Annotated in this window: 26 protein-coding genes; 19 read left to right on the top strand and 7 right to left on the bottom strand. The window is 40.2% G+C overall.

From position 1 onward, the window contains the following. Nucleotides 1-72 precede the first annotated feature (72 nt). A complete protein-coding gene (gene nadA, locus ACMUMJ_RS09380) occupies nt 73-1,122 on the top strand; it encodes a quinolinate synthase NadA (RefSeq protein WP_414678576.1) in 1,050 nt (349 codons plus the stop codon). Between the two features lie 34 nt (nt 1,123-1,156). Here nadA and ACMUMJ_RS09375 read toward each other — a convergent pair whose 3' ends face one another. Next, entirely contained in the window at nt 1,157-2,569 is a 1,413-nt protein-coding gene (locus ACMUMJ_RS09375; RefSeq protein ID WP_414678575.1) for a M48 family metalloprotease, read from the bottom strand. Between the two features lie 26 nt (nt 2,570-2,595). On the opposite strand from ACMUMJ_RS09375, the gene ACMUMJ_RS09370 reads away from it, so the two are divergent. Together ACMUMJ_RS09370 and ACMUMJ_RS09365 are read left to right on the top strand one after the other, a co-directional pair. Then, entirely contained in the window at nt 2,596-2,841 is a 246-nt protein-coding gene (locus tag ACMUMJ_RS09370) for a sulfurtransferase TusA family protein (RefSeq protein WP_414678574.1), read from the top strand. Between the two features lie 12 nt (nt 2,842-2,853). Next, complete coding sequence (locus tag ACMUMJ_RS09365) at nt 2,854-3,927, top strand: AI-2E family transporter (protein ID WP_414678573.1); 1,074 nt, start codon at nt 2,854-2,856, stop codon at nt 3,925-3,927. A gap of 58 nt (nt 3,928-3,985) precedes the next feature. Here ACMUMJ_RS09365 and bcp read toward each other — a convergent pair whose 3' ends face one another. Then, complete coding sequence (bcp, locus tag ACMUMJ_RS09360) at nt 3,986-4,438, bottom strand: thioredoxin-dependent thiol peroxidase (protein ID WP_414678572.1); 453 nt, start codon at nt 4,436-4,438, stop codon at nt 3,986-3,988. Nucleotides 4,439-4,610: 172 nt separating this feature from the next. Here bcp and dapA point away from each other — a divergent pair, with 172 nt between their 5' ends. The 5 genes from dapA to ACMUMJ_RS09335 all read left to right on the top strand — a co-directional run bounded on the left by dapA (nt 4,611) and on the right by ACMUMJ_RS09335 (nt 9,326). Next, a complete protein-coding gene (gene dapA / locus ACMUMJ_RS09355; protein ID WP_414678571.1) occupies nt 4,611-5,489 on the top strand; it encodes a 4-hydroxy-tetrahydrodipicolinate synthase in 879 nt (292 codons plus the stop codon). Next, nucleotides 5,489-6,565: a hypothetical protein gene (locus tag ACMUMJ_RS09350; RefSeq protein ID WP_414678570.1), complete on the top strand. Its 1,077-nt coding sequence runs from the start codon at nt 5,489-5,491 to the stop codon at nt 6,563-6,565. The genes dapA and ACMUMJ_RS09350 overlap by 1 nt, the downstream gene beginning before the upstream one ends. Nucleotides 6,566-6,599: 34 nt before the next feature. Beyond that, nucleotides 6,600-7,316 (top strand): phosphoribosylaminoimidazolesuccinocarboxamide synthase, encoded by a 717-nt coding sequence (gene purC, locus ACMUMJ_RS09345; protein WP_414678569.1) that lies wholly within the window; start codon nt 6,600-6,602, stop codon nt 7,314-7,316. Nucleotides 7,317-7,399: 83 nt separating this feature from the next. Further along, on the top strand, nt 7,400-8,644 hold the full coding sequence (locus ACMUMJ_RS09340) for a lipoprotein-releasing ABC transporter permease subunit (protein ID WP_414678568.1): 1,245 nt from the start codon (nt 7,400-7,402) through the stop codon (nt 8,642-8,644). Continuing rightward, the gene (locus tag ACMUMJ_RS09335; protein ID WP_414678567.1) at nt 8,637-9,326 is read left to right on the top strand and encodes an ABC transporter ATP-binding protein; all 690 of its coding nucleotides are present in this window, start codon (nt 8,637-8,639) and stop codon (nt 9,324-9,326) included. Before ACMUMJ_RS09340 ends, ACMUMJ_RS09335 begins: the two co-directional genes overlap by 8 nt. Nucleotides 9,327-9,357: 31 nt before the next feature. On the opposite strand, the gene ACMUMJ_RS09330 is transcribed toward ACMUMJ_RS09335, so the two are convergent. Beyond that, a complete protein-coding gene (locus ACMUMJ_RS09330) occupies nt 9,358-9,900 on the bottom strand; it encodes a DUF2062 domain-containing protein (RefSeq protein WP_414678566.1) in 543 nt (180 codons plus the stop codon). A gap of 17 nt (nt 9,901-9,917) precedes the next feature. Between ACMUMJ_RS09330 and ACMUMJ_RS09325 the strand changes: the two genes are divergently transcribed. From ACMUMJ_RS09325 to murB, 7 genes are read left to right on the top strand one after another with little or no spacing between them, the layout of a single operon-like run. Continuing rightward, complete coding sequence (locus tag ACMUMJ_RS09325) at nt 9,918-11,609, top strand: ComEC/Rec2 family competence protein (RefSeq protein ID WP_414678565.1); 1,692 nt, start codon at nt 9,918-9,920, stop codon at nt 11,607-11,609. A gap of 25 nt (nt 11,610-11,634) precedes the next feature. Beyond that, complete coding sequence (locus tag ACMUMJ_RS09320; protein WP_414678564.1) at nt 11,635-12,267, top strand: MotA/TolQ/ExbB proton channel family protein; 633 nt, start codon at nt 11,635-11,637, stop codon at nt 12,265-12,267. Beyond that, on the top strand, nt 12,264-12,686 hold the full coding sequence (locus ACMUMJ_RS09315; RefSeq protein WP_414678563.1) for an ExbD/TolR family protein: 423 nt from the start codon (nt 12,264-12,266) through the stop codon (nt 12,684-12,686). The genes ACMUMJ_RS09320 and ACMUMJ_RS09315 overlap by 4 nt, the downstream gene beginning before the upstream one ends. Further along, nucleotides 12,683-13,729 (top strand): tetraacyldisaccharide 4'-kinase, encoded by a 1,047-nt coding sequence (gene lpxK, locus ACMUMJ_RS09310; protein ID WP_414678562.1) that lies wholly within the window; start codon nt 12,683-12,685, stop codon nt 13,727-13,729. The genes ACMUMJ_RS09315 and lpxK overlap by 4 nt, the downstream gene beginning before the upstream one ends. Next, nucleotides 13,726-13,923: a Trm112 family protein gene (locus ACMUMJ_RS09305; RefSeq protein ID WP_414678561.1), complete on the top strand. Its 198-nt coding sequence runs from the start codon at nt 13,726-13,728 to the stop codon at nt 13,921-13,923. The genes lpxK and ACMUMJ_RS09305 overlap by 4 nt, the downstream gene beginning before the upstream one ends. Further along, on the top strand, nt 13,920-14,399 hold the full coding sequence (locus ACMUMJ_RS09300) for a low molecular weight protein-tyrosine-phosphatase (RefSeq protein ID WP_414678560.1): 480 nt from the start codon (nt 13,920-13,922) through the stop codon (nt 14,397-14,399). Before ACMUMJ_RS09305 ends, ACMUMJ_RS09300 begins: the two co-directional genes overlap by 4 nt. A 3-nt stretch (nt 14,400-14,402) precedes the next feature. Beyond that, nucleotides 14,403-15,413, top strand: coding sequence for a UDP-N-acetylmuramate dehydrogenase (gene murB, locus ACMUMJ_RS09295; RefSeq protein ID WP_414678559.1), 1,011 nt, complete (start codon nt 14,403-14,405; stop codon nt 15,411-15,413). A gap of 32 nt (nt 15,414-15,445) precedes the next feature. Here murB and ACMUMJ_RS09290 read toward each other — a convergent pair whose 3' ends face one another. Both ACMUMJ_RS09290 and rne read right to left on the bottom strand, forming a co-directional pair. Then, nucleotides 15,446-17,110 carry a SulP family inorganic anion transporter gene (locus tag ACMUMJ_RS09290; RefSeq protein WP_414678558.1) on the bottom strand — a complete coding sequence of 555 codons (1,665 nt, stop codon included), beginning with the start codon at nt 17,108-17,110 and terminating at the stop codon, nt 15,446-15,448. Nucleotides 17,111-17,256: 146 nt separating this feature from the next. Then, a complete protein-coding gene (gene rne, locus ACMUMJ_RS09285) occupies nt 17,257-20,541 on the bottom strand; it encodes a ribonuclease E (RefSeq protein WP_414678557.1) in 3,285 nt (1,094 codons plus the stop codon). A gap of 482 nt (nt 20,542-21,023) precedes the next feature. Between rne and rluC the strand changes: the two genes are divergently transcribed. Beyond that, complete coding sequence (gene rluC / locus ACMUMJ_RS09280; RefSeq protein WP_414678556.1) at nt 21,024-21,998, top strand: 23S rRNA pseudouridine(955/2504/2580) synthase RluC; 975 nt, start codon at nt 21,024-21,026, stop codon at nt 21,996-21,998. Nucleotides 21,999-22,109: 111 nt separating this feature from the next. Here rluC and ACMUMJ_RS09275 read toward each other — a convergent pair whose 3' ends face one another. Further along, nucleotides 22,110-22,526: a MaoC family dehydratase gene (locus tag ACMUMJ_RS09275; RefSeq protein ID WP_414678555.1), complete on the bottom strand. Its 417-nt coding sequence runs from the start codon at nt 22,524-22,526 to the stop codon at nt 22,110-22,112. A gap of 68 nt (nt 22,527-22,594) precedes the next feature. On the opposite strand from ACMUMJ_RS09275, the gene ACMUMJ_RS09270 reads away from it, so the two are divergent. Beyond that, nucleotides 22,595-23,245: an HAD-IA family hydrolase gene (locus ACMUMJ_RS09270; protein WP_414678554.1), complete on the top strand. Its 651-nt coding sequence runs from the start codon at nt 22,595-22,597 to the stop codon at nt 23,243-23,245. Then, a complete protein-coding gene (locus tag ACMUMJ_RS09265) occupies nt 23,242-24,276 on the top strand; it encodes a S49 family peptidase (RefSeq protein ID WP_414678553.1) in 1,035 nt (344 codons plus the stop codon). Before ACMUMJ_RS09270 ends, ACMUMJ_RS09265 begins: the two co-directional genes overlap by 4 nt. 104 nt (nt 24,277-24,380) lie before the next feature. Here ACMUMJ_RS09265 and ACMUMJ_RS09260 read toward each other — a convergent pair whose 3' ends face one another. After that, nucleotides 24,381-25,001 (bottom strand): Maf family protein, encoded by a 621-nt coding sequence (locus tag ACMUMJ_RS09260; RefSeq protein WP_414678552.1) that lies wholly within the window; start codon nt 24,999-25,001, stop codon nt 24,381-24,383. Between the two features lie 117 nt (nt 25,002-25,118). On the opposite strand from ACMUMJ_RS09260, the gene ACMUMJ_RS09255 reads away from it, so the two are divergent. Beyond that, nucleotides 25,119-25,664, top strand: coding sequence for a YceD family protein (locus ACMUMJ_RS09255; RefSeq protein ID WP_414678551.1), 546 nt, complete (start codon nt 25,119-25,121; stop codon nt 25,662-25,664). The last annotated feature ends 1 nt before the right edge of the window (nt 25,665 follow it).

Genomic DNA, 25,665 nt, shown 5'->3' with positions numbered 1-25,665 from the left:
CTTTATACTGCTTTAATCATACTCTTTCATAGTTTAGTCAGTACCCGCAAATTAGATAATAGGGTTTGTGAAATGCCTAATGTTGTTGATAAGTCATCACTAAGAAAAACTGTCCAAGAATATCTCAATTCTGCTGAGCAACTTATAAAAGATCCTTCTCCTGATTCAGGTTCATTGCGACAAGAGATAAAGTCTTTATTGATAGAAAAGGACGCTGTTTTAGTTGCTCACTATTATACTGATGATGATATTCAGTCTCTCGCTGAAGAAACGGGCGGTGTTATTGCTGATTCTTTAGAGATGGCTCGCTTTGGTGCGAACCATTCAGCCTCAACTCTTGTTGTTGCTGGTGTTAAATTTATGGGTGAGACATCTAAGATATTAAGCCCTGACAAAATAGTTATTATGCCGACATTAGAGGCAACGTGTTCTCTGGATATTGGTTGTCCTATTGATGAGTTTTCGAAGTTTTGCGATCAATATCCAGATCGAAAAGTAGTAGTTTATGCTAATACATCGGCGGCGGTTAAAGCAAGAGCGGATTGGGTGGTAACATCCAGCATTGCGTTGCAGGTGGTTGACTACTTAGTTGAGCAAGGGGAAAAAATTGTTTGGGGGCCTGACCAACATTTAGGTGCTTACATTCAAAAACAAACTGGTGCTGATATGATACTTTGGGATGGTGCATGCATCGTTCATGAAGAATTTAAAGCTCAAGGTATTTTAGATCTAAAAAAAGTATACCCTGATGCTGCAATTTTAGTTCATCCTGAATCACCTGATCCAGTTGTAGAAATTGCAGATGTTGTTGGTTCGACCTCTCAGTTGTTGAATGCGTCCAAAGAAATGCGCAATAACGCGTTTATTGTTGCTACAGACAGGGGGATTTTTTATAAAATGCGTCAAGCGTCCCCACATAAAGCTTTTATTGAGGCGCCTACCGCAGGTTCCGGTGCATCTTGTAGAAGTTGTGCTCATTGTCCTTGGATGGCGTTAAACAGTTTGGAACTGCTTCGAAACGCATTAAAATATGGGGCTGATGAGATTCATGTTGAAGAAGGTCTAAGGCGAAAAGCGCTTGCTCCCTTACAAAGAATGTTGGATTTTCAAGTCAAAAAATAATTTAAAGAGCAGACAAAGGTCTGCTTTTTTATGGTTAACCATCTGGTAAGTCTAGTTTTTTTTGAGCCTCTATAATAATTGTTATATCTAATAGTATTTTACTAATCACAATTAACTCATCTTTATTTGCTAATTGTTTGGCCCTTTGCAAGTGCGCGAGAGCTTCTTGTGTTTTTCCTTGATGAAATTTCTTTTGAGCTATGTGCGCAAGAGTTAGTGGAAGATTTTGGTGATGTGTGTGATGATCAATTAAAGCGTCTATTACTTGTTTTTTCTGATATTGATAATAACTTCTATCAAGAGAGAGCGTCTTATTGGAATGGGTTAGTTCTGCTAATAATACTAAGTAATTCACATCTTCTGGGTTGAGAGACAACTTTTCTCGAATTAGTGTGAGAGCATTATGGTCTTCATTGTTTTGTATGTAGAGTTTTGTTTTTAGGTAGGCTTCGAATGGATTGCTTTTGTTCAAACTGTTTATCATAGAATTAATGTTTTCGAAATTTCCTGTTAGCCAAGCATAAAGCGCGTCGGTATAATGTTTTACAGATGGGTTTATGTTTTCTTGGTGTGTAGTATAAGGGGTTTTATTTAGCAATGACCGATAGACTAGCAAGGTTGCATTGAAATAATTAAATAAATGGCTTTCTTGCTTGAATAAAATGCTCTTTGGTGACTCTGTTGAGAGCGCATCCGCTGCTCTATTTTGAGGAACTGGATGGGTTGATAAAAACTCATTTTGTTCTCTTCTTGGAGATGCTTTAGAGAAAGATTGAAATAGCTTGTTCATTGCAGAATCATTAACGCCGAGTTGATTTAAATAGTGTTTAGCAATCCTGTCTGCTTCCTGTTCTTGGGAGCGACTATAGGATAGGGCATTTTCGCTATGGTTGGCTATGCCGCCAAGCCACAATGCTGAGCCTGCTTCAATATCGGATCCTGCTAATGTGAGGGCGATACTTGCGCCAATGAGTGCGAGTACTTTTTGTTGTTCTTGTAATGAATTTTGTTGTTGTCTTTCGTAGTGTTTTGCATCAAGGTGTGCAACTTCATGAGCCAGTAAAGCAAGTAATTTTTCCTCTGTATCAAGTAGTTGAATAATGTCAGAATATAGGAATAAGTGATTGCCTGGTATGACAAAAGCATTGCTGATTGTGTTGTTTAGTAGGCCTATTTCTATATGCTTATTTTGCAAGTTAGTATATACGAGAATGGCGTTCAGCTTTTCTGTTAAATAATCGTATGCTGGTGGAAAATCAATAAGTTGATTGCTGCTATTAAGGCGCCTAAACCAATATTGACCAACGACGTAAGATGGATTGCCTAAGCTTCTTTCAGAAACATCTTTTTGAAGATTGGGCAAATTGACGTTGTTTGATTTTGTGTATGGTATGGTTAAGAGGAAGATAAAGAGCAGTGATTTTAATACAGTGGAAAATTGCTTCATGATAGTATATTTAATAGGTAGGTTTTATGTGTGTAAACACAATACACAAATACGATGTATTGGTCGATGCTAGAGATGACCGATGTCCAATGCCTTTATTGAAAATGAAAATGGCTTTGGCGAAAATGAGTCCAGCAGGCGTTTTGTGCATAGTGGCAAAAGATGTGGGGTCGAAAAGAGACATTCCATATTATTTGAGCTTGACTGAGTCGTCTCTTCTAGAGCAAAAAGAGGAAGGGAATGAGTTTATTTTTGTTATCCGTAAAAATTAGAAGTGGAGTGATATGTTAAAGATAGTTGATAGCTTAGTTAGGCGTTATTTCTCTGATGAGGAAGCCGTCATCTTTCTTTTGTTGTTAATTGGTATCATCGGAGGACTCTTTTTTCTTGGTAATATACTCGCCCCTGTATTGATTGCAATTGTGTTAGCCTTTTTGTTGCAAGGAATTGTAGAGAAATTAAAGAAAATAGGTATTAGTCATATTTTTTCGGTTTCTTTAGTGTTTTTCTCGTTCTTAATTGCTTGTGGTGTTTTTATTGGGCTTATGGTGCCTATTATATGGCAGCAATCGGTACGTTTAGTAAATGATGTTCCAAGAATGTTGGTTGAGTTACAAGAGCTTCTTCGTTTACTTTCTGAAGGTGCAAACCCAATTATTAGCCAAGGTTCTATCGATGATGTTTTGAATGACCTCGCTTCTGAATTAACTAATGTAGGGCAATGGCTTTTGTCGTTTTCTTTGTCTAGCATACCTTCGTTATTTTCTATTATTATTTATGCGGTATTGGTGCCTTTGGTTATGTTCTTCTTAATGAAAGATCAGGCCAAAATAATGCTTTGGTGTACTGGTTGGTTACCAAAAGAGCGCAGCATGATGGAAAATATAGCGCAAGAAATGAATGATCAAATTGCGAACTATATTCGGGGTAAATTTATAGAAATGTTTGTAGTTGGACTTGTCACTTATATGGTTTTTGTTGTATTTGGCTTGAGATATGCTGAATTGCTGGCTTTGTTGGTAGGGCTTTCTGTATTAATTCCTTACATTGGTGCTGCTGCGGTTACTATCCCAGTAGTATTGGTTGCATTTTATCAGTTTGGGATAAATGATAACCATTTTATTTATGTGGTGGTTGCCTATTTAGTGGTTCAGGCGCTAGACGGTAACGTGTTGGTTCCTTTGTTGTTTTCTGAGGCGGTTAACTTACATCCATTAGCCATTATCGTCGCTGTTCTGTTTTTTGGTGGTATTTGGGGGTTTTGGGGTGTTTTCTTTGCGATTCCGCTAGCAACCTTAGTGAAAGCCATTCTTAATGCGTGGCCTAAAGAAAGTTTGGCTGAATTGCCTCGTCTTTAGAGTAGGTATAAAACCAAATAACGCGCTTATGAAAAGGCGTTATTTGGTTGGTGTTACTTTAAAGTGACAAAATTTGTTCGCTGTGTTCTTTTGTTTTCACTTTGTTGATGATGTTTTCAATCTTTCCCTGCTCATCAATAATAAATGTTGTTCTTACTGTCCCCATAAATTCTTTTCCCATAAATTTTTTAAGTTGCCAAGTGCCGTATAATTCATGCACCGATTTGTCTTCATCACTGATTAAAGTAAATGGAAGCTCATTCTTTTTAATGAAGTTTTGATGGCGTTTCTCTGGATCTGAGCTGACTCCAAGTACGACATAGCCTTTATCATTTAACTTGTCATAATTATCGCGTAAGTTTTTTGCCTGCGCGGTACAGCCCGGTGTAGAGTCCTTGGGGTAGAAGTAGAGTATGACTTTTTTCCCTGCAAAGTCTGTAAGTGATATCGGTTCTCCATTTTGATCTTTCGATGTGAAATTTGGAGCGTCTTGACCAACAAGTAATGACATAGAAATTGACCTTATATTGAATAAAAAATGATTAAAGCATGTGTGTCTATGTTTATAGTGCTAAAAAGTGCACTTTCAATCAATTATTTACAAGGCTTTACGTATTACTGTTATTGTTTCCAATCATGGTGGACGGTACTATATGTTCCGTTATTTTTTTTGGAGACTCTGAATGATTACAGGTAGCTTAGTCGCTTTAATTACCCCGATGATGGACGATGGTTCTGTTGATAAAAGCCAACTTAACGAGCTTGTCGAGTTTCATATTGCTCAAGGTACACATGGAATTGTGGCTGTGGGAACCACAGGTGAGTCAGCAACTCTGAATTATGAAGAGCATGCAGATGTTATTCGTCAGGTCGTGCAGTTAGTTAAAGGTCGTGTACCGGTTATCGCGGGTACAGGCGCTAATTCTACTCATGAGGCTATCGATCTTACGAAAAGAGCAAAACAAGCGGGTGCGGATGCCTGTCTTCTCGTAACCCCTTATTATAACAAACCTACTCAAGAGGGTATGTTTTTGCATTTCAAAGCCATTGCTGAGGCTGTTGATATTCCTCAGATTCTTTATAATGTTCCTGGCAGAACGGCCTGCGATATGTCAAATGAAACGGTTCTTCGATTGTCTACAATTAAAAACATTGTTGGTTTGAAAGATGCAACAGGCGATGTGATTAGAGGACAGTCATTGATTACGGCTGTTTCCGATCAATTTGCAGTCTATTCAGGTGATGATGGAACTGCTGTTGATTTGATGATTGCTGGTGCACAAGGAAATATTTCAGTCACGGCCAATATTGCTCCAAAAAAAGTTGCACAAGCGGCTGAGTATGCGATGTCCAATCAGCCAGAAAAAGCCAAAGCGATTGATGCCGAAATTACAGCGTTGCATGAAAGTTTGTTTGTTGAAGCAAACCCAATTCCAGTTAAATGGGCTGCTCATAAAATGGGTTTGTGTGGGGAGGGAATTCGTTTACCTTTGACCCCACTTTCGAAAGAATACCGTTCTCAACTTGAAGATGCCATGTCGCGTTCAGGGATTGCTATATAATGTTTAAACAGTGTGCTTTTGGTACTGTGTTATGTTTTATTGTGTCGGGTTGTAGTAGCTTTGATGTAATAGATGATCATCGTGAAGACTATAAATTATCTAAGGCTAATACGGTTGCTTTAAAATACCCTGAAGGTTCTGTTCAGCCTATTGATGTTTTGAGGATTCCGAATGAAAAGAGCATTGATCATGTTGGTGAATGGGACTCCATTCAAATACCTAAGCCTCCATCTGTTTTCCATTCATTAACGTCCATTCATATTGAGCCAACGGAGATAGACTACCAACTGTTTATTCCAGCGAATGTGTCCGTTACTGAAAATATTTTAATCAACTTTTTAACGTCTCTTTATGGTGACGGTAACCCTATTAGACTAAATGAAAATGGACGTATCGAAACAAAACTTTTAAAGGCGAGTGGTAAAGGTCAGTTGGCTTCTATTTGGCGCTGGATTACTCAGTTGCCTTCCACTGGTACGGTGTTAGAGTTTACGTTAACTGAACACAATGTCGGGACTAAAATACAGGTACGATTCCGAGAGGAAAAATCTGACGGTGAGTTTTCTTCTTGGATGAGTCCCACGGACAGCAGATTTGTAGAATCGACTGTTGTTCGGTTGTGGGGAGTATTTGGTCGACAACTAAGTGAAAATACAGCGTTTCTATCAAATCAATCTATGTCGAATACAACGGCTCTGTGGGTTGATCACAAAGGGCACTTTGTTTTTAGAATTCAAGATCGCGACATGAATAAATCAATTGAAGAGTTAATCTCATCAGCAAACCTTTATCTGCTATCAACCTCTCCTAATACTTTGGCATTAAAGCCCGAAAGTGAGCTGCCCAAAATTGGAGACATTGTTAATTTAAAGATTCCCTTCTTGAATCAAGAATTATCTTCGTCTAGCTCAATAAAAGGTCGAAGACGTAATCTTGATGATGTTGAATGGGATGAAAAAATTTACAATTTTAATCTTGATGAAAATACGTTAGGCAAATTTTTGGTTATTGACTTTACTGATGTCGATTACCCTGAATTACGTTCATATCAAGTTATGTCACGCTTTATAAATTAACCTCTCATAATAGAATTTACTCGGAGCCCTAATAATGGAAAAGCGACAAGAGCTTTATGCAGGTAAGGCGAAGTCTGTATTTCGTACAGATGACCCTGATAAGATGATTCTCGTATTCCGCGACGACACTTCGGCGTTTGATGGAAAAAGAATAGAGCAGCTTAATCGTAAAGGCATGGTGAACAATAAGTTCAATGCTTTTATCATGGACAAATTACAAGAAGCAGGTATCCCTACGCACTTTGAAGCGTGTTTGAGTGATACGGAGTCTTTAGTTAAAAGTCTGGATATGATGCCAATTGAGTGTGTAGTGCGCAACGTAGCTGCAGGCAGTTTGTGTCGTCGTTTAGGTGTCACAGAAGGTCAAGAGCTTAATCCACCGACATTTGAGCTGTTTTTGAAGAATGATGCATTGGGTGATCCAATGATCAATGAATCACATGTGGAGTCTTTTGGTTGGGCTAATGCAAGCGATCTGGCAAAAGCAAAAGAGCTGACTTATAAAGTGAATGATGTTTTAAAAGCGTTATTTGCTAGTGGTGGTATGATGCTTGTTGATTATAAGTTAGAGTTTGGATTGTTTCATGGTGAGGTAGTTTTGGGGGATGAGTTTTCTCCAGATGGTTGTCGTTTATGGGACAGTAAAACACGTGAAAAGTTGGATAAAGACCGCTTTAGACAAGGTTTAGGTAATGTTGTTGAGTCTTATGAAGAAATTGGTCGCAGAATCGGTATGGAGTTTCCAGCATAAGCCTACGATTAGGCTATAAGTGATAAGACGACATAACGGGAGGCAAATAACGCCTCCCGTTTTTACAGGAAAAAGGGATTAGATTGATTAATTTATTGCCATTGAGAATAGGGTTGCGTTACGCGAGAGCTAAACGAACCAATCATTTTATTTCATTCATTAGTTTTTCTTCTATTACAGGTCTGACATTAGGAGTTGCAGTATTGATTACTGTATTGTCTGTAATGAATGGGTTTGACCGTGAGCTAAGACAGCGAATTCTAGGTATGGTGCCACATGCGACGCTTTGGGGCATGCCTGCTCTAGATGATTGGCAGTCAGTGTCAGAGATTATCATGCAGCAACCGAACGTTATTGGTGTGGCCCCTCATACCCAGGCTCAGGTGATGTTTCAATCTAAGTCGGGTGTTCATGGTGCCTTAATGAATGGTATTGATCCTAAATTTGAAGAAAAAGTCTCTATTATTTCTCAAAGCATGACCCAAGGTAAGTTATCCGATCTTGATAGTGTGTCCTTCGGTATTATTTTAGGCGAACAATTGGCCCAAAGTTTAAGAGTTAAGGTCGGTGATAAAGTGACAGCCCTTCTACCTGAAGCCAGTGTTTCGATTGCGGGCGTGAGCCCTACGCTAAAGCGTTTTACCCTTGTGGGGACTTTTAAGGTTGGAGCAGAGCTTGACAGTAGTTTTGCGTATACCCACATTCGAGATGCGGCTAAGCTGAAGCGTTTACCTAAAGGTCAAGTTGAGGGATTGAGGGTATCGTTTGATAATCTTTTTGTGGCGCCTTCTCGTATATGGGAAATTGCAAGAGTTGTGCCTGGTCAAAATAGAGTGAGTGATTGGACGCGTACGCATGGCAATCTTTTCCAAGCGATTCAAATGGAAAAAACCATGATTGCACTTCTTCTGTTGTTGATTGTAGCGGTAGCGGCTTTCAATATTGTCTCTACATTGGTCATGGTAGTAACGGATAAACAAACCGATATTGCTATTTTAAGAACGATGGGATTGACGTCTGGGCAAGTAATGTGGGTTTTTGTGATTCAAGGAATATTCATTGGTTTACTTGGAACCTTATTAGGTGTTGTGCTTGGTGTGACTGCCGCTTTGAATGTTAGTGGGATCATTGGTTGGGTTGAAGGTGTGCTCGATATGCAGTTTTTGAATGCGGACGTGTATTTTATAAGTTATTTACCTTCAGAGCTTCAATGGGGAGATGTGAAAATTATTGTCATTGCAGCATTTATTATGACAGTGTGCGCAACGCTTTACCCTGCTTGGAGAGCGTCTAGAATAGAACCTGCTGAGGCATTGCGCTATGAATGATCATTCTATTGTCATGCAGTGCAGTGCTCTGTCTAAGTCTTATTCAGATGGAAAGCATTTGGTTGATGTGCTAAAGGTGATTGATTTTAGCTTGATGCTAGGGGAGACAACCGCCATTGTGGGTGCATCAGGATCTGGTAAGACAACGTTATTGAATTTGCTTGCTGGATTGGATCTTGCTTCCTCAGGAGGCGTTAGTCTAGCGGGCAAAGATTGGTCGACATTGAATGATAGGCAAAGGTCAAAACAGCGAAATCGAGAGTTGGGTTTTGTCTATCAATTGCATCATCTATTACCAGAGTTCTCTGCTTTGGAAAACGTGATGATGCCGATGTTGATCGCAGGAGAAAAAAGCGCAACAGCGAAAGAAAAATCGATGGCGCTTTTGTCTCAAGTTGGTTTGTCGGAGCGCTTAACGCATAGGCCGTCCCAGCTTTCAGGAGGAGAAAGGCAGAGGGTGGCGATCGCAAGAGCTTTGATTAATAATCCTTCGTGCGTTTTAATGGATGAGCCAACAGGGAACTTGGATGAAACAACAGCACTGGAAATTCAAAACTTAATACAATCGTTGAAGAAAAGTCAAAACATGGCTTTTCTTATTGTTACTCATGATGAAAAAATGCTGTCGTGGGTAGATTCTGCTTATAGATTGTCTCTGGGAGAGCTGGATAGAATTAAATAATATTGAAAGAAGTAAAGAGGAGGAAGGCTCTTTACTTCTTTTTAGGTGGACGTCGTAATTTCCAGCGTTTTATAACGTGCAGTCGCCATAATACTAAAATCGCAATGTAGGAAAGTGCTCCGATAATAAATCCTGTCGTAATGGAACCAACGTACAAAGGGAGCCAAATATGATCTATTTTATCCCAGATCCATTCGATGGACATTTGAAATGCTTTGTCTGTATGGCTTCCGACGAAAAGCGTACCGACAAGGTAGTTGCCATAAAAAACAAACGGCATAGTTAGTGGGTTGGTTACCCATACAAGAGAGATAGACAGTGGGATGTTGGCTTTAAACGGCACAGCGCAAAAAACGGCGGCAAGCATTTGAAAAGGTATTGGAATGCATGCCCAAAATAGCCCGACAAAAAAAGCTTTAGCTACAGATCTCCTATTAAGGTGCCATAGATCTTGGTCGTATATTTTAGAACCTAAAATAGCCAGTGTTTTATTGGATTTTAACTTCTCAGGGTTTGGAATGAGTTTTTTGAAGTAACGCTTTGGCATACTGAGGCTGTAATTAAAAGTCGCCATAACAACATGGAGGTTGTATGTTGCAACATTTGTTTCTATGGACAGGGGCGGTCATTGTCCCCAGCGAATTCGAGTACATCTATTCTACTTATATCTTCTTGCTCTGTCTCTATTTAATATACCAAAGAGACAGACTTGAGCAGGAGATGAAATTACTGTTTTTCATTTTTATGCATTTAATTTGTGTCTATATGTATCAAAAGTTCAATGAGTTAGTTAATAGTATTGTTTTTATATGTGACCGTTTGGTTGCAATAGAGCACTTTTTAATATCAATAAAAAGTGGTATCGACAATGCATTTTGGCAATTTGAATCATGGCGTTTCAGTCGAGCTTTGTTGTTTGGTGCTAAAAATCACATTGATCAGTCTGAAAAATGGGTTATTCAGGCTGTAGGAGTTGGTCATCTCTTCGTTGTTTCTGGTTTGCATGTTGGTTTTTTGTATGCGCTTTTGCGAATGTTAATCAGGTGGTGTTGGTGTGTTATTCCTAGCCAGTGGTTGATCTATGTGCCATCAAAGAAAATCTTGGAAGTAGGTGTTGGGAGTATTTTGATTGTTGGGTATGGTTTATTGATCGGTTGGGCTCCTGCCATTAGTCGAGCCAGTATAATGCTGCTGGTGTGGAATGTCGTTCATGCCTTTCATTATTCTGTGCGTGTAAGTAAATTGCTTTGGATTGCATTTATTTCTATAGTGATTTTGGATTTAGATAGCGTGTATCTACCTAGCCTCTGGCTTTCGTTTGTGTTGGTTTTCTTGATTGTTCATATGAGCCGCGTGCCTTTAAGTTTGATTTATCGATTGGGAGGGATTCAAGTGGTTCTGAGTGTTGGTGCACTTATAATGATTGCAGGTTGGCAAGATTACATTTCTATTTACACCATGCTAATCAACTTCTTGATGATTCCTTTTACTGCTTTTTTTTGGTTTCCGGTTGGCTTTTTTGCTGTAATCGAATCCATGTTGTTTGATTCATATTTTTTAATGACAATAGTGGATACGGTTGTCTTATTTGTATTTGAATTGCTTAAAATCACTGTGTTTGACTATCCGTTACTTAAGTTGAATCAGATATTGCCAATGCTGTTTAAAGTATTGGCGATCCTCCCTTTAGCGTTTTCTGTTTTGTTTTTTAATTGGAGGTCATTTTGTATTACGCTTTCTATGGTGTTGACTTTTTTATTGATTGGAACCAATACATTCTTGACTCCTTTTACCTTCTGTTCATGGGGTAATTTACTGTGTCCAAGTCAAGTTATTATGTTAAAAAATGATAATAATGATGTGGTGTTATTGGCAAAAGATCTTAGGCATGCTTCGAAAGAAAAGAGAGAGTGGAGAAAAAGTAGTACAGGTTGGTTTTCGGGGAAGTATGAATTGGATGATTATGTTAATCGATTTATGTTATTGGATAATAGCGTTGTGTTTTTGCTATGGCCTGATGCTCAAGAGAAGCTAACATCAAATGTTTTATTTGCTGTGTCTCCAGATGTGGTTGTTTTTAGCTTAGTTCCAAGTGAAAAACTTAAGAGTAGGTTGGAGGCGCTAAAAGTTGGTTGGTTAGTAATTGGGCTAAATCAAAATCTTATATTAGAAGAATACAGTGACTCTATAGATATTCGTTTTTCAGAATGCCATTTTTTATCTTTAAGTGAAGATCAAACGCTCTGTAAACGTGTTGAAATCTTTGAGAATATGATAAATTAAAGGCAAATTTTGGAAGGAGCTAAGCGTGCTGGATTTTATTAAGTCAGGTGGTTTTTTTATGTGGCCACTACTACTTTGTTCAATTATTACAATGGCAATTATCTTTGAACGTTTTTGGGTTTTGAGGCGAAACAAAGTAGCGCCTCACAATTTATTGTCTGAAATTTTAGGCATGCTTAGAGAAGATAGGTTAACGGTTGAGAGAATTCGACACTTACAAGTCGAAATTGGGCTAGGGTCTATTTTTGCAGCGGGTTTAATGAATTCAAAACATGGCCGTAATATTATGAAAGAAAGTGTGGAGGAAGCGGCAAGTCATGCTATTCATGAATTAGAAAAATTTATGAATACTTTAGGTACTATTGCTGCAGTTGCCCCTTTATTGGGTTTGTTAGGTACAGTAGTAGGTATGATAAAGGTGTTTTCTGTTTTAATGGCAGAAGGTGCGGGTAATACAGCGCTATTGGCTGGTGGGATATCGGAAGCGCTCTTAACGACTGCAGCAGGTCTTGGTGTTGCAATTCCTGCTTTAATTTTCCACCGTTTCTTTAGTCGGCGTATTGACGAGCTTGTTGTTACAATGGAGCAGCAATCGACCAAATTAGTGGAAGTGATTCACGGAGACAGGGATGTTGCGAATTTAGGAGTGAGAAAGTGAAGTTCCGCCGCCAAAAGATGGATGAAGTAAACATTAATTTAACGCCATTAATTGATGTTGTTTTTTTACTGCTTATATTCTTTATGGTTACGACGACATTTAAACAAAGTACGGAGCTGACTATTGATCTGCCAACGGCGACTTCTAGTGATCCTGTGACTGTGAGTAATGAGCAAATAGAAGTTGTGATTACTTCTGATGGTCAATACGTTATTAATGGGCTAACACTAATAAATGGTCGTGCAGACACATTGAAATTAGGGTTGGATGAAGCGTCAGAAGGCAACAATCAGTTACCATTAATTATTACAGCAGATGCAAACTCCTCTTATGAAATGGTGATGAAAGTATATGATGCAGCTACTCAGTTAGGGTTCACAAAGCTGGCCCATACAGCGGAAAGAGAAACCGCGCAGTGAGCCTTGAAACATTATTTAATGCGTCTTGGTATGGTAAGAGTCATTGGACAAAATGTTTTTATCCTCTAATGCCATTGGTTCGTCGATTTGTAAAAAAGAAGCGACAGGACTTTATTGACTCTGAGGATTTACTTTTTCAGTCTCCAGTCCCTGTTATTGTTGTAGGTAATATTACTGTTGGCGGTACGGGTAAATCGCCCATGGTGGTTGCCTTGTGTGAGTTTTTGCAATCAAAGGGATACTCCCCTGGCATTGTATCCAGAGGATACGGATCAAAAAATCAAGAGGCATTGCGAGTTGATTCATCATCGTCTCCTCATCAAGTTGGTGATGAGCCTCTAATGTTAACAAGACGTACTCAGTGTCCAGTTGTTATTGGTCGTCAAAGGGTTCAAGCGTTAGAAAAACTCCTGAAAGAATGCGATGTTGATGTTGTTATTAGTGATGACGGATTACAGCATTATGCGTTGAATCGAGACATTGAAATTGTCATGGTTGATTATGAGCGTGGTTTTGGTAATGGTGAACTTCTACCAGTAGGGCCGCTTCGTGAGCCTATTGAGAGATTGAAGGAAGTTAACTTTATTACGAGTGTGATTCAGTCTAACCAGTCTTCTGTTGTACCGGAGTATATGCCACAAAATTTGGCTGAAAGATTCTCTTGTTTGCAGCTTGACGCAGTGGATTTAGTCAATCTGAAGACGGGTGAGGTGGCCGGCTTAAGCATTCTTCAAAGACAAATTAGTTGGCATTTGATGGCGGCTATTGGGAACCCTAATCGTTTTTTAAATACGTTATTGTTGTTAGGGCTACGGGAAGGTTTTACGACTAACTGGCTGCCTGATCACTATAAACTTATGGTTAAGGATATTCCTATGCATGGCGCGGTTGTTATGACGGAAAAGGATGCGGTGAAATGTCTTGCTCTTGATTTTAGTAACCCTGATGTTTGGTATCTTAGAATAAAGTTACAGTTAAATGATGATTTTAAATTTAATTTGATAAATGCATTATCAAATTTTACAAAGGTGAGTTCAAAATGAATAAAGCACTACTTGATATTTTAGTTTGTCCTGTCACAAAAGCTCAGCTTGTATTAAACGATGAAGGAACAGAGCTAATCAGTAAAATGGGTGGAGTTGCGTATCCTATTCGTGACGGTATTCCAGTATTACTAGAAACAGAGGCTCGTACATTAACAACGGACGAGCGTTTGGATATTGATTCAAAAAAATGAAATCGATAAAAGTGCTAACAGTGTGCTTAGGGAATATCTGTCGATCCCCTGCGGCTCAAGGAATACTTGAAAATGTTTCTGCCTCTAGAAAGGGCTTTACGCTTACATTGGATTCAGCTGGGACAGCAGCATATCATACTGGATCCGCGCCTGATGTACGCTCCATTAAAGAGTTGAAAAAGCGTTCAATTGATATCAGTCAGCAGAAGGCTCGACAGGTTCAACAAAGCGATTTTGAATTCTTTGATTGGATACTTGCTATGGATAGAAGTAACTATCAGAACTTAATTAACATGGCTCCAGTTCACTATCATCATAAAGTAGTGCTCTTTGGAGAATTGCCAGGGATGAGTGTTTTAGGTTCTGTAAAGGATCCTTATTATGATGGTGATGAAATGTTTAAAGTAATGGCTGATCATCTGGTTGAGCTATCAACCAATTTTTTAAACTTTCTTGACCAGCCTCAAAATAAGTAGATTATGTCCCTTAGTATTCTTACCGACCATTCTTTACAGCGTTATAATTCATTTGGTTTTGATTACCGTGCAGAGTATTTCTGTATTATTCATACCCTTGATGATTTGATTGAATTGTCTGAGTGGGTAACGACCAGCCAATGCTCTTTGATTGTTATTGGTTCAGGCAGCAACCTTCTTATACAAGGTAATATAAAAGGCATTGTCGCTGTGAATGCTTTAAAGGGAAGGTCTTTTTCTGCACAGGGGGTTGATGAGTGTCTATTTGAGGTGGCTGCTGGAGAAAATTGGCATGATGTTGTTCGTTCAAGTGTCCAAGAAGGGTGGTACGGCATTGAGAATTTAGCTTTAATACCAGGTACGGCAGGTGCTGCGCCAGTACAAAACATTGGGGCATATGGTGTTGAGATAAAAGACACCTTGAAAGAGATTCAGGTATTTCATCTCGAGACGAAGGAATTATCTTGGGTGGACGCCGAGGCGTGTCATTTTTCTTATAGGGAGAGTCGGTTCAAGCACGAATGGAAGTCTACTCACATTATTACTGCTCTGCGCCTCTCTTTATCGAAAAAAGCGAAGCCTATATTAAGTTATTTCCATGAAGGCGAATTTTCATCGGCAATGCCATCGCCTCTTGAAGTGTTTGAGAGAGTGTCTGATATTAGGCGATCTAAGCTGCCTGATCCAAGTGAATTGGGGAATGCGGGAAGTTTTTTTAAGAATCCCATTGTTACTGATGAAACGTATCAAAAACTTAAAATGCTGCATCCTAATGTGGTGTCTTATCCACAGGGGGATTGTTGGAAATTGGCCGCAGGTTGGTTAATTGATCAAGCTGGATGGAAGGGAAAACACTTCGAGGGAGTTGGAGTGTATGCAAAGCAAGCCTTGGTGATGGTGAATTATTCAGAAACAACGGCAGATAATTTAATCATTTTGCAAAACACAATCATTGAAGATATTAAGCAACAGTTTGGTGTCGAACTTGAGAGAGAGCCTATTTTGTTGGGCTAGGCTCTCTTCCATCTAATTAATTGCAATAAAGGTTAGCTTTCTCCTTCCTTTGATTCAACGCAGGTAAGGGCGTTCTCTAGAGCGATTAATCGAGAGTCTACAAAGGCACTTTCAGGAAGTTGTTTATTTACACCAAGCTTGTGTAATCTTTCTTTTGTTTGTTCGTTGGGTGCAAAAATATAGACTTTACAGTTAGTCTCTAGTGCATCTTTAATCGCATTCTCTAGTGCCAGTCCTACCGTTAAGTCCATCATAGGAACATCGCTTAAATCAATGACTATTGCATTATAGTGAGTGGTTGCGTTGTGGTGTCTTGCAATGGCTCTGCTGACGCCGAAGATCATTGGGCCAGACAGATAGAAATAAAGTACTTTGCCTTCAGCTTGGTCTAGCAATGCTCTTTCTTGCTTATTTAGTGGAACATCGTCATCAGCGTCGCTGATGGATTTAATGTTTCCTTCTTGGATGCGACTGAGTTTTTCAATGGTTATAATGTTAGCAATAAAAACGCCTATGCCTACCGCGACCATTAGGTCCACAAAAACTGTGAGAATCATTACTCCATACATAATAATTGTTGGGGACCAAGCCACTTTATGAGCGCGCTTTAAGAAGCTCCAATCGAGTATGTTTAATCCTACGTAAAGAGCAATGCCTGCTAATACAGCCATCGGGATAGGTTGAGTTAACTCGGCGGCCCATAAGACAATAAATAATAAAATCAAGGCTCTGATCATGCCTGAAATGGGAGATCTTGCGCCAGATTGAATATTTACAACAGTGCCCATTGTTGCACCTGCACCTGGTAAACCACCAAAAAAGCCGGACAACAAATTTGCGATGCCCTGTCCAATCAATTCTTTATTGGAGTCATGCTCCTTGCGGGTGAGGCTGTCAGCAATAACCGCAGTGAGTAATGTGTCTATGCAACCTAATGTCCCAAGAACAAGGGCATCCATAATCATTGTGCCTAACAAGTCGAAAGAAACCGTTGGCCATTGTATTGATGGTAGTCCTGACGGAATTTCGCCAATTCTACGGATGGAGTCTGTGTCAAAAAGGACGATAGAGATCAGTGTGATAACAACGAGAGCAACTAACTGAGGTGGGACGTATTTCTTCCAACTTTTTGGGATATAAAAAAGCACTGCAAGTGTTGCGATGCCTAAAAATAGTTCTGCAAAATCCATGTTTTTCAGGAGAGAGGGAAGGGTTGTTAATGTACCGGGAACCCCACCACTTGGGCTTGCTTGCCCCAAAAAAGGCGCGAGCTGTAGAATGATTAAGATGACGCCAATTCCAGACATGAAGCCTGAAATGACGCTATATGGCATTAAAGTGATGTATTTTCCAAGTTTGAGTTTCCCTAGAAGTATCTGAAAGCAACCTGCCATCATAACGACCGTAAATGCCATGGCAAGCCCTTGATCTGGATGTTCAGCCATCACGGTTGTTAAAACAGCGGTCATAACGACGGTCATTGGACCTGTTGGCTCAGAAATTAATGAAGTAGAGCCTCCAAAGAAGGAGGCAAATATGCCAACTAAAATAGCTCCCCATAATCCAGCTTCTGCGCCTGCTCCTGAAGCGACACCAAATGCAAGAGCTAAAGGTAGAGAAACAATGGCGGTTGTGGCTCCACCAAATAAGTCTCCAACCAGGTTGAAATCTTTAAAACGAGAGTCGGCAAAAATCATGTATTTTTCCTGATCAATTTTTGTCTAGGTAAAACAAAGGGTAACTACTTGCTATATAGGGGTGTTGTGCTCTAAATAAAGGTGTTTACTGAAGTTTGATAAAAAAGAACCCGCATTATGCGGGCCCTTTTTTATTTCAAATTAAACTACTCAGGAATACTTTCTGTTGCAGTGTCATTTGAGTTCTCTTCTTTCTCTCTCTTCAGCCTCGGATCGTTTTTCGCTCGACCTGAAGTTTGACGTCTAGGTTTGTGTTCAGTAGCACGTAGTTCTCGTTCTAGCTTTATTTTTTCCTGTTGGTCAATGATGGATTGAGGAAGTACGACAGGTTCGCTGGTTGTTTTTGTTTGCGGTGCTGGCTTACCACGACCACGGCGAGGCTTACGAACCGTTCCAGTGGAAGGAGGAGTGACTGCTTCCGAAGTCGTGATTGCCGCTGAAGTGGTCTTCTCATGTGTTTCAGTTGTGGCTATCGCTTGAGTCTCGTTCTCAACAGATGTTGCCGCTTCAGTTGTAGAGGTTGTTTCAATCGTAGCGGGTGGAGCGACTACAACATCGGCAGTGTTGATTTCTACGTCTGCTTTAGGGGCTGTTACTGTGAATTCTGCAGCCTCTGTCTCTGTCTTCTCAGCAGGTGAAGCATCTGTTACCGAGCTATTACCTACAGGAGCACTTGCTGTAAAAGGTGTTTCTTTTTCAGGTGCGTCTTTTTTAGAAGTTTCTTCTAGAGGTGCTTCTTCAGCTTTTGCTTCAGCAGTGGTAGCAGCGCTGTTGTCCTTATTTGATGCGTTAGTATTGCTCTCTTCTGCTTGAGGTGTTGCTTTTTGTTGGGCTGCTGTCTCATCTGAAAGAGGCAATGCATTATCTGTTTGAGTGGCTTCATGAGTCGTTTTAATTTGAGACTCGTTGACCTCTACTTTAGATGTATCCTTTTCGTCTTTTGCTTCGTCTTTCGTTGGTTCAGTTACTGCATTTTGGAGCTCATCTAAGAGAGATGTATGAGCTTCTTTGTCTTGAGCAACGAGTGTGATTTGTTCAGGAGTCTGTGTGTCAGCGACAGGCGTTGTTTGCGCTACTTCTGCGTTTTCAGTCGTTTGCGCTAATTCTGCGTTTTCAGTCGTTTGTACTTCTTCTGTGCTGGTTTCTTTTTCTGTATTTTGAGGGCCGCCGCGACGTGTGCGTCGGTTGGTGTTTCGCTTTTCCCTCGGTGCACGGCCATCTGCATTTTTATTTGCATTGGCTTTTACTTCAAGAGTGGCTTCTTCTTTTTTGTTGTTGTCTATTTGCTGTTGTTTTGCTTCTTCAGCAAGTAGAGCTTCTTCTTTTAGCTTGCCACTACGACGCTTATTTGTGTTTCTTTCGCGTTTACGCTCATTGATTTCAGGGATGACCTTTTTTGGCCGTTCTGCACGAGCAGGCCTTTTATCGTTTGCCTGAGAGTCATTAGCGGAGTCGTCACTTCGGCGGTTCTCTTTTGTGTTTTTTGGGTTGTTTCTGTGATGTCCAGTTCTTTCTTCGGCTTGCTCTCTACGGGATTGACGAGTTGAACGTGGTTTTGCCTGAGCCTCTTCTGCGTTCTCAGTCGTGTTTTGGTGTTTTACTTTTCGTTTTGCATTACGTGCTGTGTTGCGAGGGTTCTTCGTAGTGCGGCTCGTAGTTTGTTTAGGGGTACTCTGCTTCGGTCGTTCAGCGGACTTTTCGACTGCGCTTTCTGTTTCACTGGAGCCAAACAAAGCAGTAATAATGCGGCTTAATAAACCTTTCTTCACTGCTTTCGCTAGTATGTTTGATTGAGTTACCTTTGGCGCTTCAGGTGTTGGAGCAGGTGCTTTAGGTGCAATGCTTGTTACAACGGCTTTAGGTCGAGCTTCTTCGCTTTGTTGACGAGGCTCGTAAGGGGGTGTGACAGGTGCTTCAACAAGATTGTAGCTGCTATCATCTTGTAGGACAGAAGTGCTGTCGTCACGAATTCGTTCAACTTCAAAGTGCGGCGTTTCCATGTGAGGATTTGGCACAAGAATAATATGAACTTGATTGCGTTTTTCAATTTTAGCAATGTTTGTACGTTTTTCGTTTAGCAAGAAGGTAGCGACTGAAACGGGTAGAATTGCACGAATTTGTGCGGTACGCTCTTTTGCACACTCTTCTTCAATTAGTCGTAGTACAGACAATCCAAGAGATTCAACGTCGCGAATAAAACCTTGCCCATTACAACGAGGGCAAACTATGCCGCTGGTTTCACCTAAAGAAGGGCGTAATCGTTGACGAGACATTTCCAGAAGGCCAAAGCGAGAAATACGACCTAGCTGAACGCGAGCACGATCTGCTTCTAGGGCATCTTTCATGCGATTTTCGACTTCTTTTTGATTGCGAATAGGTGTCATGTCGATGAAATCAATAACAACTAAGCCACCAATATCGCGCAGGCGTAATTGACGGGCGATTTCGTCTGCCGCTTCTAGGTTTGTTTGAAGTGCTGTTTCTTCTATGTCTCCGCCTTTGGTTGCGCGAGCGGAGTTGATGTCAATAGAGACAAGCGCTTCAGTAGGGTCAATAACAATAGATCCGCCTGATGGGAGGCGAACTTCGCGTTGAAATGCGGTTTCAATTTGAGTTTCAATTTGGAAGCGATTAAATAGAGGTGTTTGATCTGTGTACAATTTAATGCGAGATTTGAAATGAGGCATAACCTGCATAACAAAATTGATGGCATCTTGATAAACGCTTTTTTCGTCAATCAGTACTTCGCCAATGTCTTCGCGTAAATAGTCGCGAATGGCTCGGATGACGATGTTACTTTCTTGATAAATTAAGAAAGGGGCAGGCTTTTCTGTCGCTGCTTGTGTGATGGATAACCACAATGTATTTAGATAGTCTAAATCCCATTGTAGTTCTTCCGTAGAGCGACCTACACCAGCTGTGCGAACAATTAAACCGCCGTTGTCGGGCATGTTTAACCCTGACATTGCTTCTTTTAGGTTGGTTCTGTCATCGCCGTCAATGCGACGAGATATGCCGCCAGCACGAGGGTTGTTTGGCATGAGTACTAGATAACGGCCAGCAAGGCTAACAAATGTGGTGAGTGCTGCGCCTTTATTGCCACGCTCTTCTTTGTCTACTTGAACAATAACTTCTTGGCCTTCGGTAAGAACATCTTTGATGTTGATTCGATTGTCAGAGTGATTTGTTCTTTTAGAAAAATACGTTTTCGAAATTTCTTTAAGTGGAAGGAAGCCATGGCGTTCTGCACCATAGTCAACAAAAGCGGCCTCAAGACTAGGCTCGATACGAGTGATTCTGCCTTTGTAAATGTTGGATTTCTTCTGTTCGCGAGAACCAGATTCGATGTCAAGATCATATAGACGTTGGCCGTCAACTAGGGCGACTCGCAGCTCTTCTTGTTGAGTTGCGTTAATTAGCATTCTTATCATTTAAGTGTGAACTCTTTATGGCCGAGTCGGTTCACCTTATAAAGACGAGTTAAATGTCCAAAATATGGATTAAAGTCCTATTTTAGGATCGTATTTCGTTGGCTTTCTTGGGTAATGGAGTGCGCCTTGCGTTTCTTATGGAGTTGAAGGAAACGATTTTATGCGATCAATACCTTTTAATAGTAACAAAACGTTAATCCTTGAGCAGGTCTCATGAATATTTAAAACTAGAGACATCGCATTTGCGTAGCCAAGGATGACATTTACCTAATCTTGACAAGGTTTTTTCCGAATCAAGCGGTTTATTATTTAAGCTTACTGTATACAGAGGTAAGATAGGTGACCGGAGTGTCGCTCCAGCTGTGTTCTTTGTGTAAGTTCTTTTGTTCTTCGAGGCGTTTTGGTGCCTCTTACCCTCTGCGGTATAGAATATAACAGTAAAAACTAAGTGCTTCAATTATAAAGGAAACCATTCTTTGGTTATGTCCAATTCAGAACGAAATAATACCGACTATTCTAAAGTCACATTTGTCACCATTGATGAAAATAATCATGATCAAAGAGTAGACAATTTTTTAATGACTCATCTTAAAGGCGTACCTAAAGGGAGGATATACAACCTCTTGCGTAAAGGTGAGGTAAGAATCAACAAAAAACGTGTTAAACCTGAAGTGCGTTTGCAATCCGGTGATGTTGTTCGAATTGCACCGATTCGAATTGAGCCAGCATCAGATAAACCCATACTTTCAGACCGTTTGAAAAATGAGATTGACGATAGAATTGTTTTTGAAGATAAGAAGCTTTTAGTCGTTAATAAACCATCTGGTTTGGCTGTGCATGGGGGAAGTGGTCTAAGTTTTGGTTTAGTTGAAGTGATTCGTCAAATGAGACCGAATGAGAAATTTATTGAGCTAGTGCATCGACTCGATCGTGATACTTCTGGTTTGATCATGGTGGCAAAAAAACGTGCGGTCTTAAAAGAGCTGCATACTGCGCTAAGAGAGAAAGAAGGTATTCAAAAGACGTATTTGGCTTTAGTGCATGGCAGTTGGTCAAAGCGTAAGTTGCAAGTAAATGCGCCACTTCTTAAAAATGAGTTGAAGTCTGGTGAGCGTGTTGTAAAAGTCCATACAGATGGAAAGGAATCTTTGACTCGGTTTAAGCTGGTTCGTCAGTTTGAAGGCTTTAGTCTAATTGAATGTGAGCCTGTGACAGGTCGAACGCATCAAATTAGGGTGCATGCTCAGTATGCTGGGCACTCTATTGTAGGTGACGAAAAGTACTCCTCAGATGATGAGTTGAAGTTGGCCAAGTCGTTAGGGTTTAAACGGCTTTGTTTGCATGCAACTCGGTTGGATTTAAACTTATTAGATGAGAGGGTTTTATTGGAAGCGCCATTAGATGATCAATGGCGAGACCTGATGAATATGGCATTAACCCCAGTCCATTCTAACTAATCGATTTCCTATGAGATGAGGCCTCTATGTGATGTTGTTAATTCAAATGTTGGGCACAGGTCTCATTTTATGAAAAGGAAATGGCTAATGTTACCGGGATGTTATTCGTCGTTACGCTGGTATCATGATAATGGCTTCACCATTTACGACGACTTTACTGTCAACGATGCATTCTGTTTTGATTGTTAGCCGTTTACGTCGAGTGTTGATGTCTGTAATTGTTACGCGAGTCATCACTGTGTCGCCAATATATACGGGAGCGCGGAATTTTAGGCTTTGTTCTAAATAAATGCATCCAGGGCCAGGAAGTGCTGTGCCAATAACAGCAGAGATAAAGCCAGCGGTTAGCATGCCGTGAGCAATGGGTTTTTTGAAACTTGTCGAGGCGGCATATTCTTCGTCTAAATGAACTGGGTTGGTGTCCCCTGTGACTTGTGCAAAAAGCTGTACATTTTCTTTTGTGACTGTACTTTCAACTTCAGATGTTTGATCAATTGAGAATGTGTTTATATCTAGCTTTGCGGTCATAAATAGGCTCCATATTGTAATGTGTTACCTATAGTACCTGTTTTATAATGAAAAAATTAAGGGGTGAAATGATTAAATTAGTGATTTTTGATTGGGATGGAACCTTGTTTGACTCAATTGATATGATTTGCCAATGTATGATGAAAGCAGGTAAGGATGTTGGGGTTGCTTTTCGAGCCGCTAATGATATTAAGGATATTATTGGGTTGGGTTTGACTGAAGCAATAGAGTCGGTTTGGCCGGAGGAGTCAAAGGAAAATCAAACTTTAGTGGTGGAGCGCTATAAGACCTTGTTTATGGCAGGAGATCATGATTCTCCTTTGCCTTATAGTGGTGTTTTAGCGTCGCTTGATACCTTGCTTGATAAAGGTTTCATGATGGCGGTGGCAACGGGCAAAAGTAGAAGAGGGTTAAATAGAGCTTTGTTATCCACTGATACTCAGAAATATTTTTCCGCTACACGTTGTGCGGATGAAACAACATCAAAGCCTAACCCACATATGTTAAAAGAATTGTTGGATGAGCTGGGTGTCTCTGCTGAAGAAGCTGTAATGGTGGGGGATACCGAATACGATTTGATGATGGCGAAAAATATTCGAATGCCTTCGGTTGGTGTTTCTTACGGTGCGCATACAAAGGATAGGCTGGTTAAATGTGATCCTGTGATTATTCTGGATGACTTTGCTGAATTAATAGACGTAATAGAGAAAATGGTATGAGTTGGACAGAGGAAGAAGATAAATTGCGACATGAGAGTGTGCCATCACAGGTTGAAAATGATGCTGAGAGTCATGCGGCGCCAAGTAATGAAGGCGAAAAAAATGCAGAGGAAGATCGTTCTGTAATCACCTTGTTGGAAAAGGTGTTGCTAGAAAATGTTCAAGAAAAGCGACGGGCAAGACGGTGGAAGATATTTTTTCGATTTGCTTTTCTATCGTTGTTTGTAGGTGTGATTTTTTTATCTATTAGTAAAACAGAGTACGTAGAAACAGGGCTTAATAAACCATTTGTTGCAGTATTGCCTTTAAATGGTGTTATTGGGGCGGGTGAGCAAATTGATTCCGATGTTGTTATTGACCTGTTAAATGATGCTTACAGCGAAAGCTCTCTGAAAGGTGTTGTAATTCGTCTTAACAGCCCAGGAGGGAGTCCTGTTCATTCTGGTATTATTTACGATGCAATTAATGAAAAGAAAATACAGTATCCATCTGTCCCTGTTATTGTTGTTGTGGAAGATGTGGTGGCTTCAGGTGGATATTACATCGCTGCTGCCGCAGATGAGATTTATGTGGATAAAGCCAGTTTAGTTGGATCAATTGGTGTTATTTCCTCTGGATTTGACTTATCTGGGTTAATTGAAAAGGTTGGGATCCAGCGCCGAACTTTTACGGCAGGGGAGAATAAAGCCTTTATGGATCCATTTGTGCCGATGTCGGAAGACGCAAAAGGTAAGTGGCAGTCTGTTTTGGATGAGACGCATCAACAATTTATCAAAGCTGTAAAAGACGGCCGTGGCGATAAACTGCAAGAAAATCAGGAGATATTTTCAGGAATGGTTTTTTCTGGGGCTCAATCTGTCACTTTAGGGTTGTCTGATGGCTTATTAAGTTATCACAAGGTCTTAGGTCAAAAATTTGAAGGTTTGGATGCTATATATTTTGAGCCGTATAAAAAGCCTTGGGAAGAGTTTGCGAAGTCTGTAGGTGTTGGTGTTATGGTGGAGTTAATATCCACGCTGGATTTGCGTTAATGTAATTAAAGAAGAATGGGCTTTCCTCATAAAGCATGCGATCTGATAAATTGTGCTTTATGAGGAATAAAGTTGCTTTAACCTTCTTCTTTAATTAACGTATTTCAGGTTTTGTTGATGTTTGTTCTAGATTCCGAGTCAAGTAAGGGGTTGATGTTGTGTCTTTTGAGCAGCTTGCATAAGGAGATAAGAGGTAATCCAATAAGGCTGTTTGGGTCACTGCCTTCCATTTTTTCAAATAATACAACGCCCAGTCCTTCGCACTTAAAGCTGCCCGCGCAATCTAGAGGGCGTTCTAGTAAAACGTAATTAGTGATTTCCTCTAGTGACAGCGCTTTAAAGTAGACGTGGTACTCATCTATCGACATTTCAGTCCGATTGGTTTTTGAATTGAGCACACATAAACTGGTTAAAAAAGTGACTTTCTTTCCGCTAAATTCTAATAATTGTTTTATTGCGTTTTCAGTAGTATGCGGCTTCCCTAAAATACAATCGTTTAATAAGGCCACCTGATCGGATGCAATAATTATAGAGTCGTCTTTTAGGGTTTGTTTAACCGCTGATGCTTTTTCTATGGCGAGCCGAGTGACCAGTGCCGATGCGGGCTCATTTGGTAAACGAGACTCGTCAATCGAGGGAGATATACACTGAAAATCCAATCGAAGTCGATTTAATAGTTCTTTTCTATAGATAGAGGAGGACGCTAAGATAAGAGTGGGCAACACTGTATTTATCCCTTTTGTAAGTTATGAAGCTCTAAAGTTGAGTAATTTACATGTTAATTCGAAAAAAAGCATAAAAAAGATGAATTTAAAACAATCATGCTTTGACAACCGTGGCACATGTCAATATTATTTGCCGCCATGTTGAATGACTCTTTACCTAAATATTTTGATCCTCGAAAAGAAGCCAGCAATGAGCTTTCTATCAGTGGGACTTTGCCCCTTAACCAGTTTAAGGATCTTTGTGCTGCCTTGGCGTCAGATGTTGGGGATGTTGTTGTTCATCTGAACTTTAAAGTTGACGAAGATCGGCGCTATATTGCGATGGGTAATCTAAAAACACAAGTTCAAATCATCTGTCAAAGATGTCTTGGGCCTGTGCCATTCGATTTGGATATTGATTTAAGTTTGGCTTTTGTTTATGACGAAGATCATGCTAAAAAAATACCTGAAGAATATGACCCAATTGTCATGACTAATGGAGAGGTGGTTCTATCAAAACTGGTAGAGGAAGAATTAATTCTTGCTTTGCCTATAGTCGCTTATCATGAAGAAAGTGGTTGCAACCCAGCAGCTTTAAAGTACGCATCGTCTACCGATGACGCAGAGGATGAGGTAATTAAACCGAATCCATTTAGTATTTTGGCAGAATTAAAAGCCAAGTAAG

The organism is Marinomonas phycocola (genome assembly GCF_047525455.1).
In the GTDB taxonomy this organism is placed as follows: domain Bacteria; phylum Pseudomonadota; class Gammaproteobacteria; order Pseudomonadales; family Marinomonadaceae; genus Marinomonas.
Note: the sequence above shows the minus strand (reverse complement) of the source record. Positions and strands in the feature narration are given on the sequence as shown.

Excerpts from the sequence above, each read along its gene's own strand:
- nadA (WP_414678576.1), top strand. The coding sequence starts at position 73 with ATGCCTAATGTTGTTGATAAGTCATCACTAAGAAAAACTGTCCAAGAA.
- ACMUMJ_RS09375 (WP_414678575.1), bottom strand. The coding sequence starts at position 2,569 with ATGAAGCAATTTTCCACTGTATTAAAATCACTGCTCTTTATCTTCCTC.
- ACMUMJ_RS09370 (WP_414678574.1), top strand. The coding sequence starts at position 2,596 with ATGTGTGTAAACACAATACACAAATACGATGTATTGGTCGATGCTAGA.
- ACMUMJ_RS09365 (WP_414678573.1), top strand. The coding sequence starts at position 2,854 with ATGTTAAAGATAGTTGATAGCTTAGTTAGGCGTTATTTCTCTGATGAG.
- bcp (WP_414678572.1), bottom strand. The coding sequence starts at position 4,438 with ATGTCATTACTTGTTGGTCAAGACGCTCCAAATTTCACATCGAAAGAT.
- dapA (WP_414678571.1), top strand. The coding sequence starts at position 4,611 with ATGATTACAGGTAGCTTAGTCGCTTTAATTACCCCGATGATGGACGAT.
- ACMUMJ_RS09350 (WP_414678570.1), top strand. The coding sequence starts at position 5,489 with ATGTTTAAACAGTGTGCTTTTGGTACTGTGTTATGTTTTATTGTGTCG.
- purC (WP_414678569.1), top strand. The coding sequence starts at position 6,600 with ATGGAAAAGCGACAAGAGCTTTATGCAGGTAAGGCGAAGTCTGTATTT.
- ACMUMJ_RS09335 (WP_414678567.1), top strand. The coding sequence starts at position 8,637 with ATGAATGATCATTCTATTGTCATGCAGTGCAGTGCTCTGTCTAAGTCT.
- ACMUMJ_RS09330 (WP_414678566.1), bottom strand. The coding sequence starts at position 9,900 with ATGGCGACTTTTAATTACAGCCTCAGTATGCCAAAGCGTTACTTCAAA.
- ACMUMJ_RS09325 (WP_414678565.1), top strand. The coding sequence starts at position 9,918 with ATGTTGCAACATTTGTTTCTATGGACAGGGGCGGTCATTGTCCCCAGC.
- ACMUMJ_RS09305 (WP_414678561.1), top strand. The coding sequence starts at position 13,726 with ATGAATAAAGCACTACTTGATATTTTAGTTTGTCCTGTCACAAAAGCT.
- ACMUMJ_RS09300 (WP_414678560.1), top strand. The coding sequence starts at position 13,920 with ATGAAATCGATAAAAGTGCTAACAGTGTGCTTAGGGAATATCTGTCGA.
- murB (WP_414678559.1), top strand. The coding sequence starts at position 14,403 with ATGTCCCTTAGTATTCTTACCGACCATTCTTTACAGCGTTATAATTCA.
- ACMUMJ_RS09290 (WP_414678558.1), bottom strand. The coding sequence starts at position 17,110 with ATGATTTTTGCCGACTCTCGTTTTAAAGATTTCAACCTGGTTGGAGAC.
- rne (WP_414678557.1), bottom strand. The coding sequence starts at position 20,541 with ATGATAAGAATGCTAATTAACGCAACTCAACAAGAAGAGCTGCGAGTC.
- rluC (WP_414678556.1), top strand. The coding sequence starts at position 21,024 with ATGTCCAATTCAGAACGAAATAATACCGACTATTCTAAAGTCACATTT.
- ACMUMJ_RS09275 (WP_414678555.1), bottom strand. The coding sequence starts at position 22,526 with ATGACCGCAAAGCTAGATATAAACACATTCTCAATTGATCAAACATCT.
- ACMUMJ_RS09270 (WP_414678554.1), top strand. The coding sequence starts at position 22,595 with ATGATTAAATTAGTGATTTTTGATTGGGATGGAACCTTGTTTGACTCA.
- ACMUMJ_RS09265 (WP_414678553.1), top strand. The coding sequence starts at position 23,242 with ATGAGTTGGACAGAGGAAGAAGATAAATTGCGACATGAGAGTGTGCCA.
- ACMUMJ_RS09255 (WP_414678551.1), top strand. The coding sequence starts at position 25,119 with ATGTCAATATTATTTGCCGCCATGTTGAATGACTCTTTACCTAAATAT.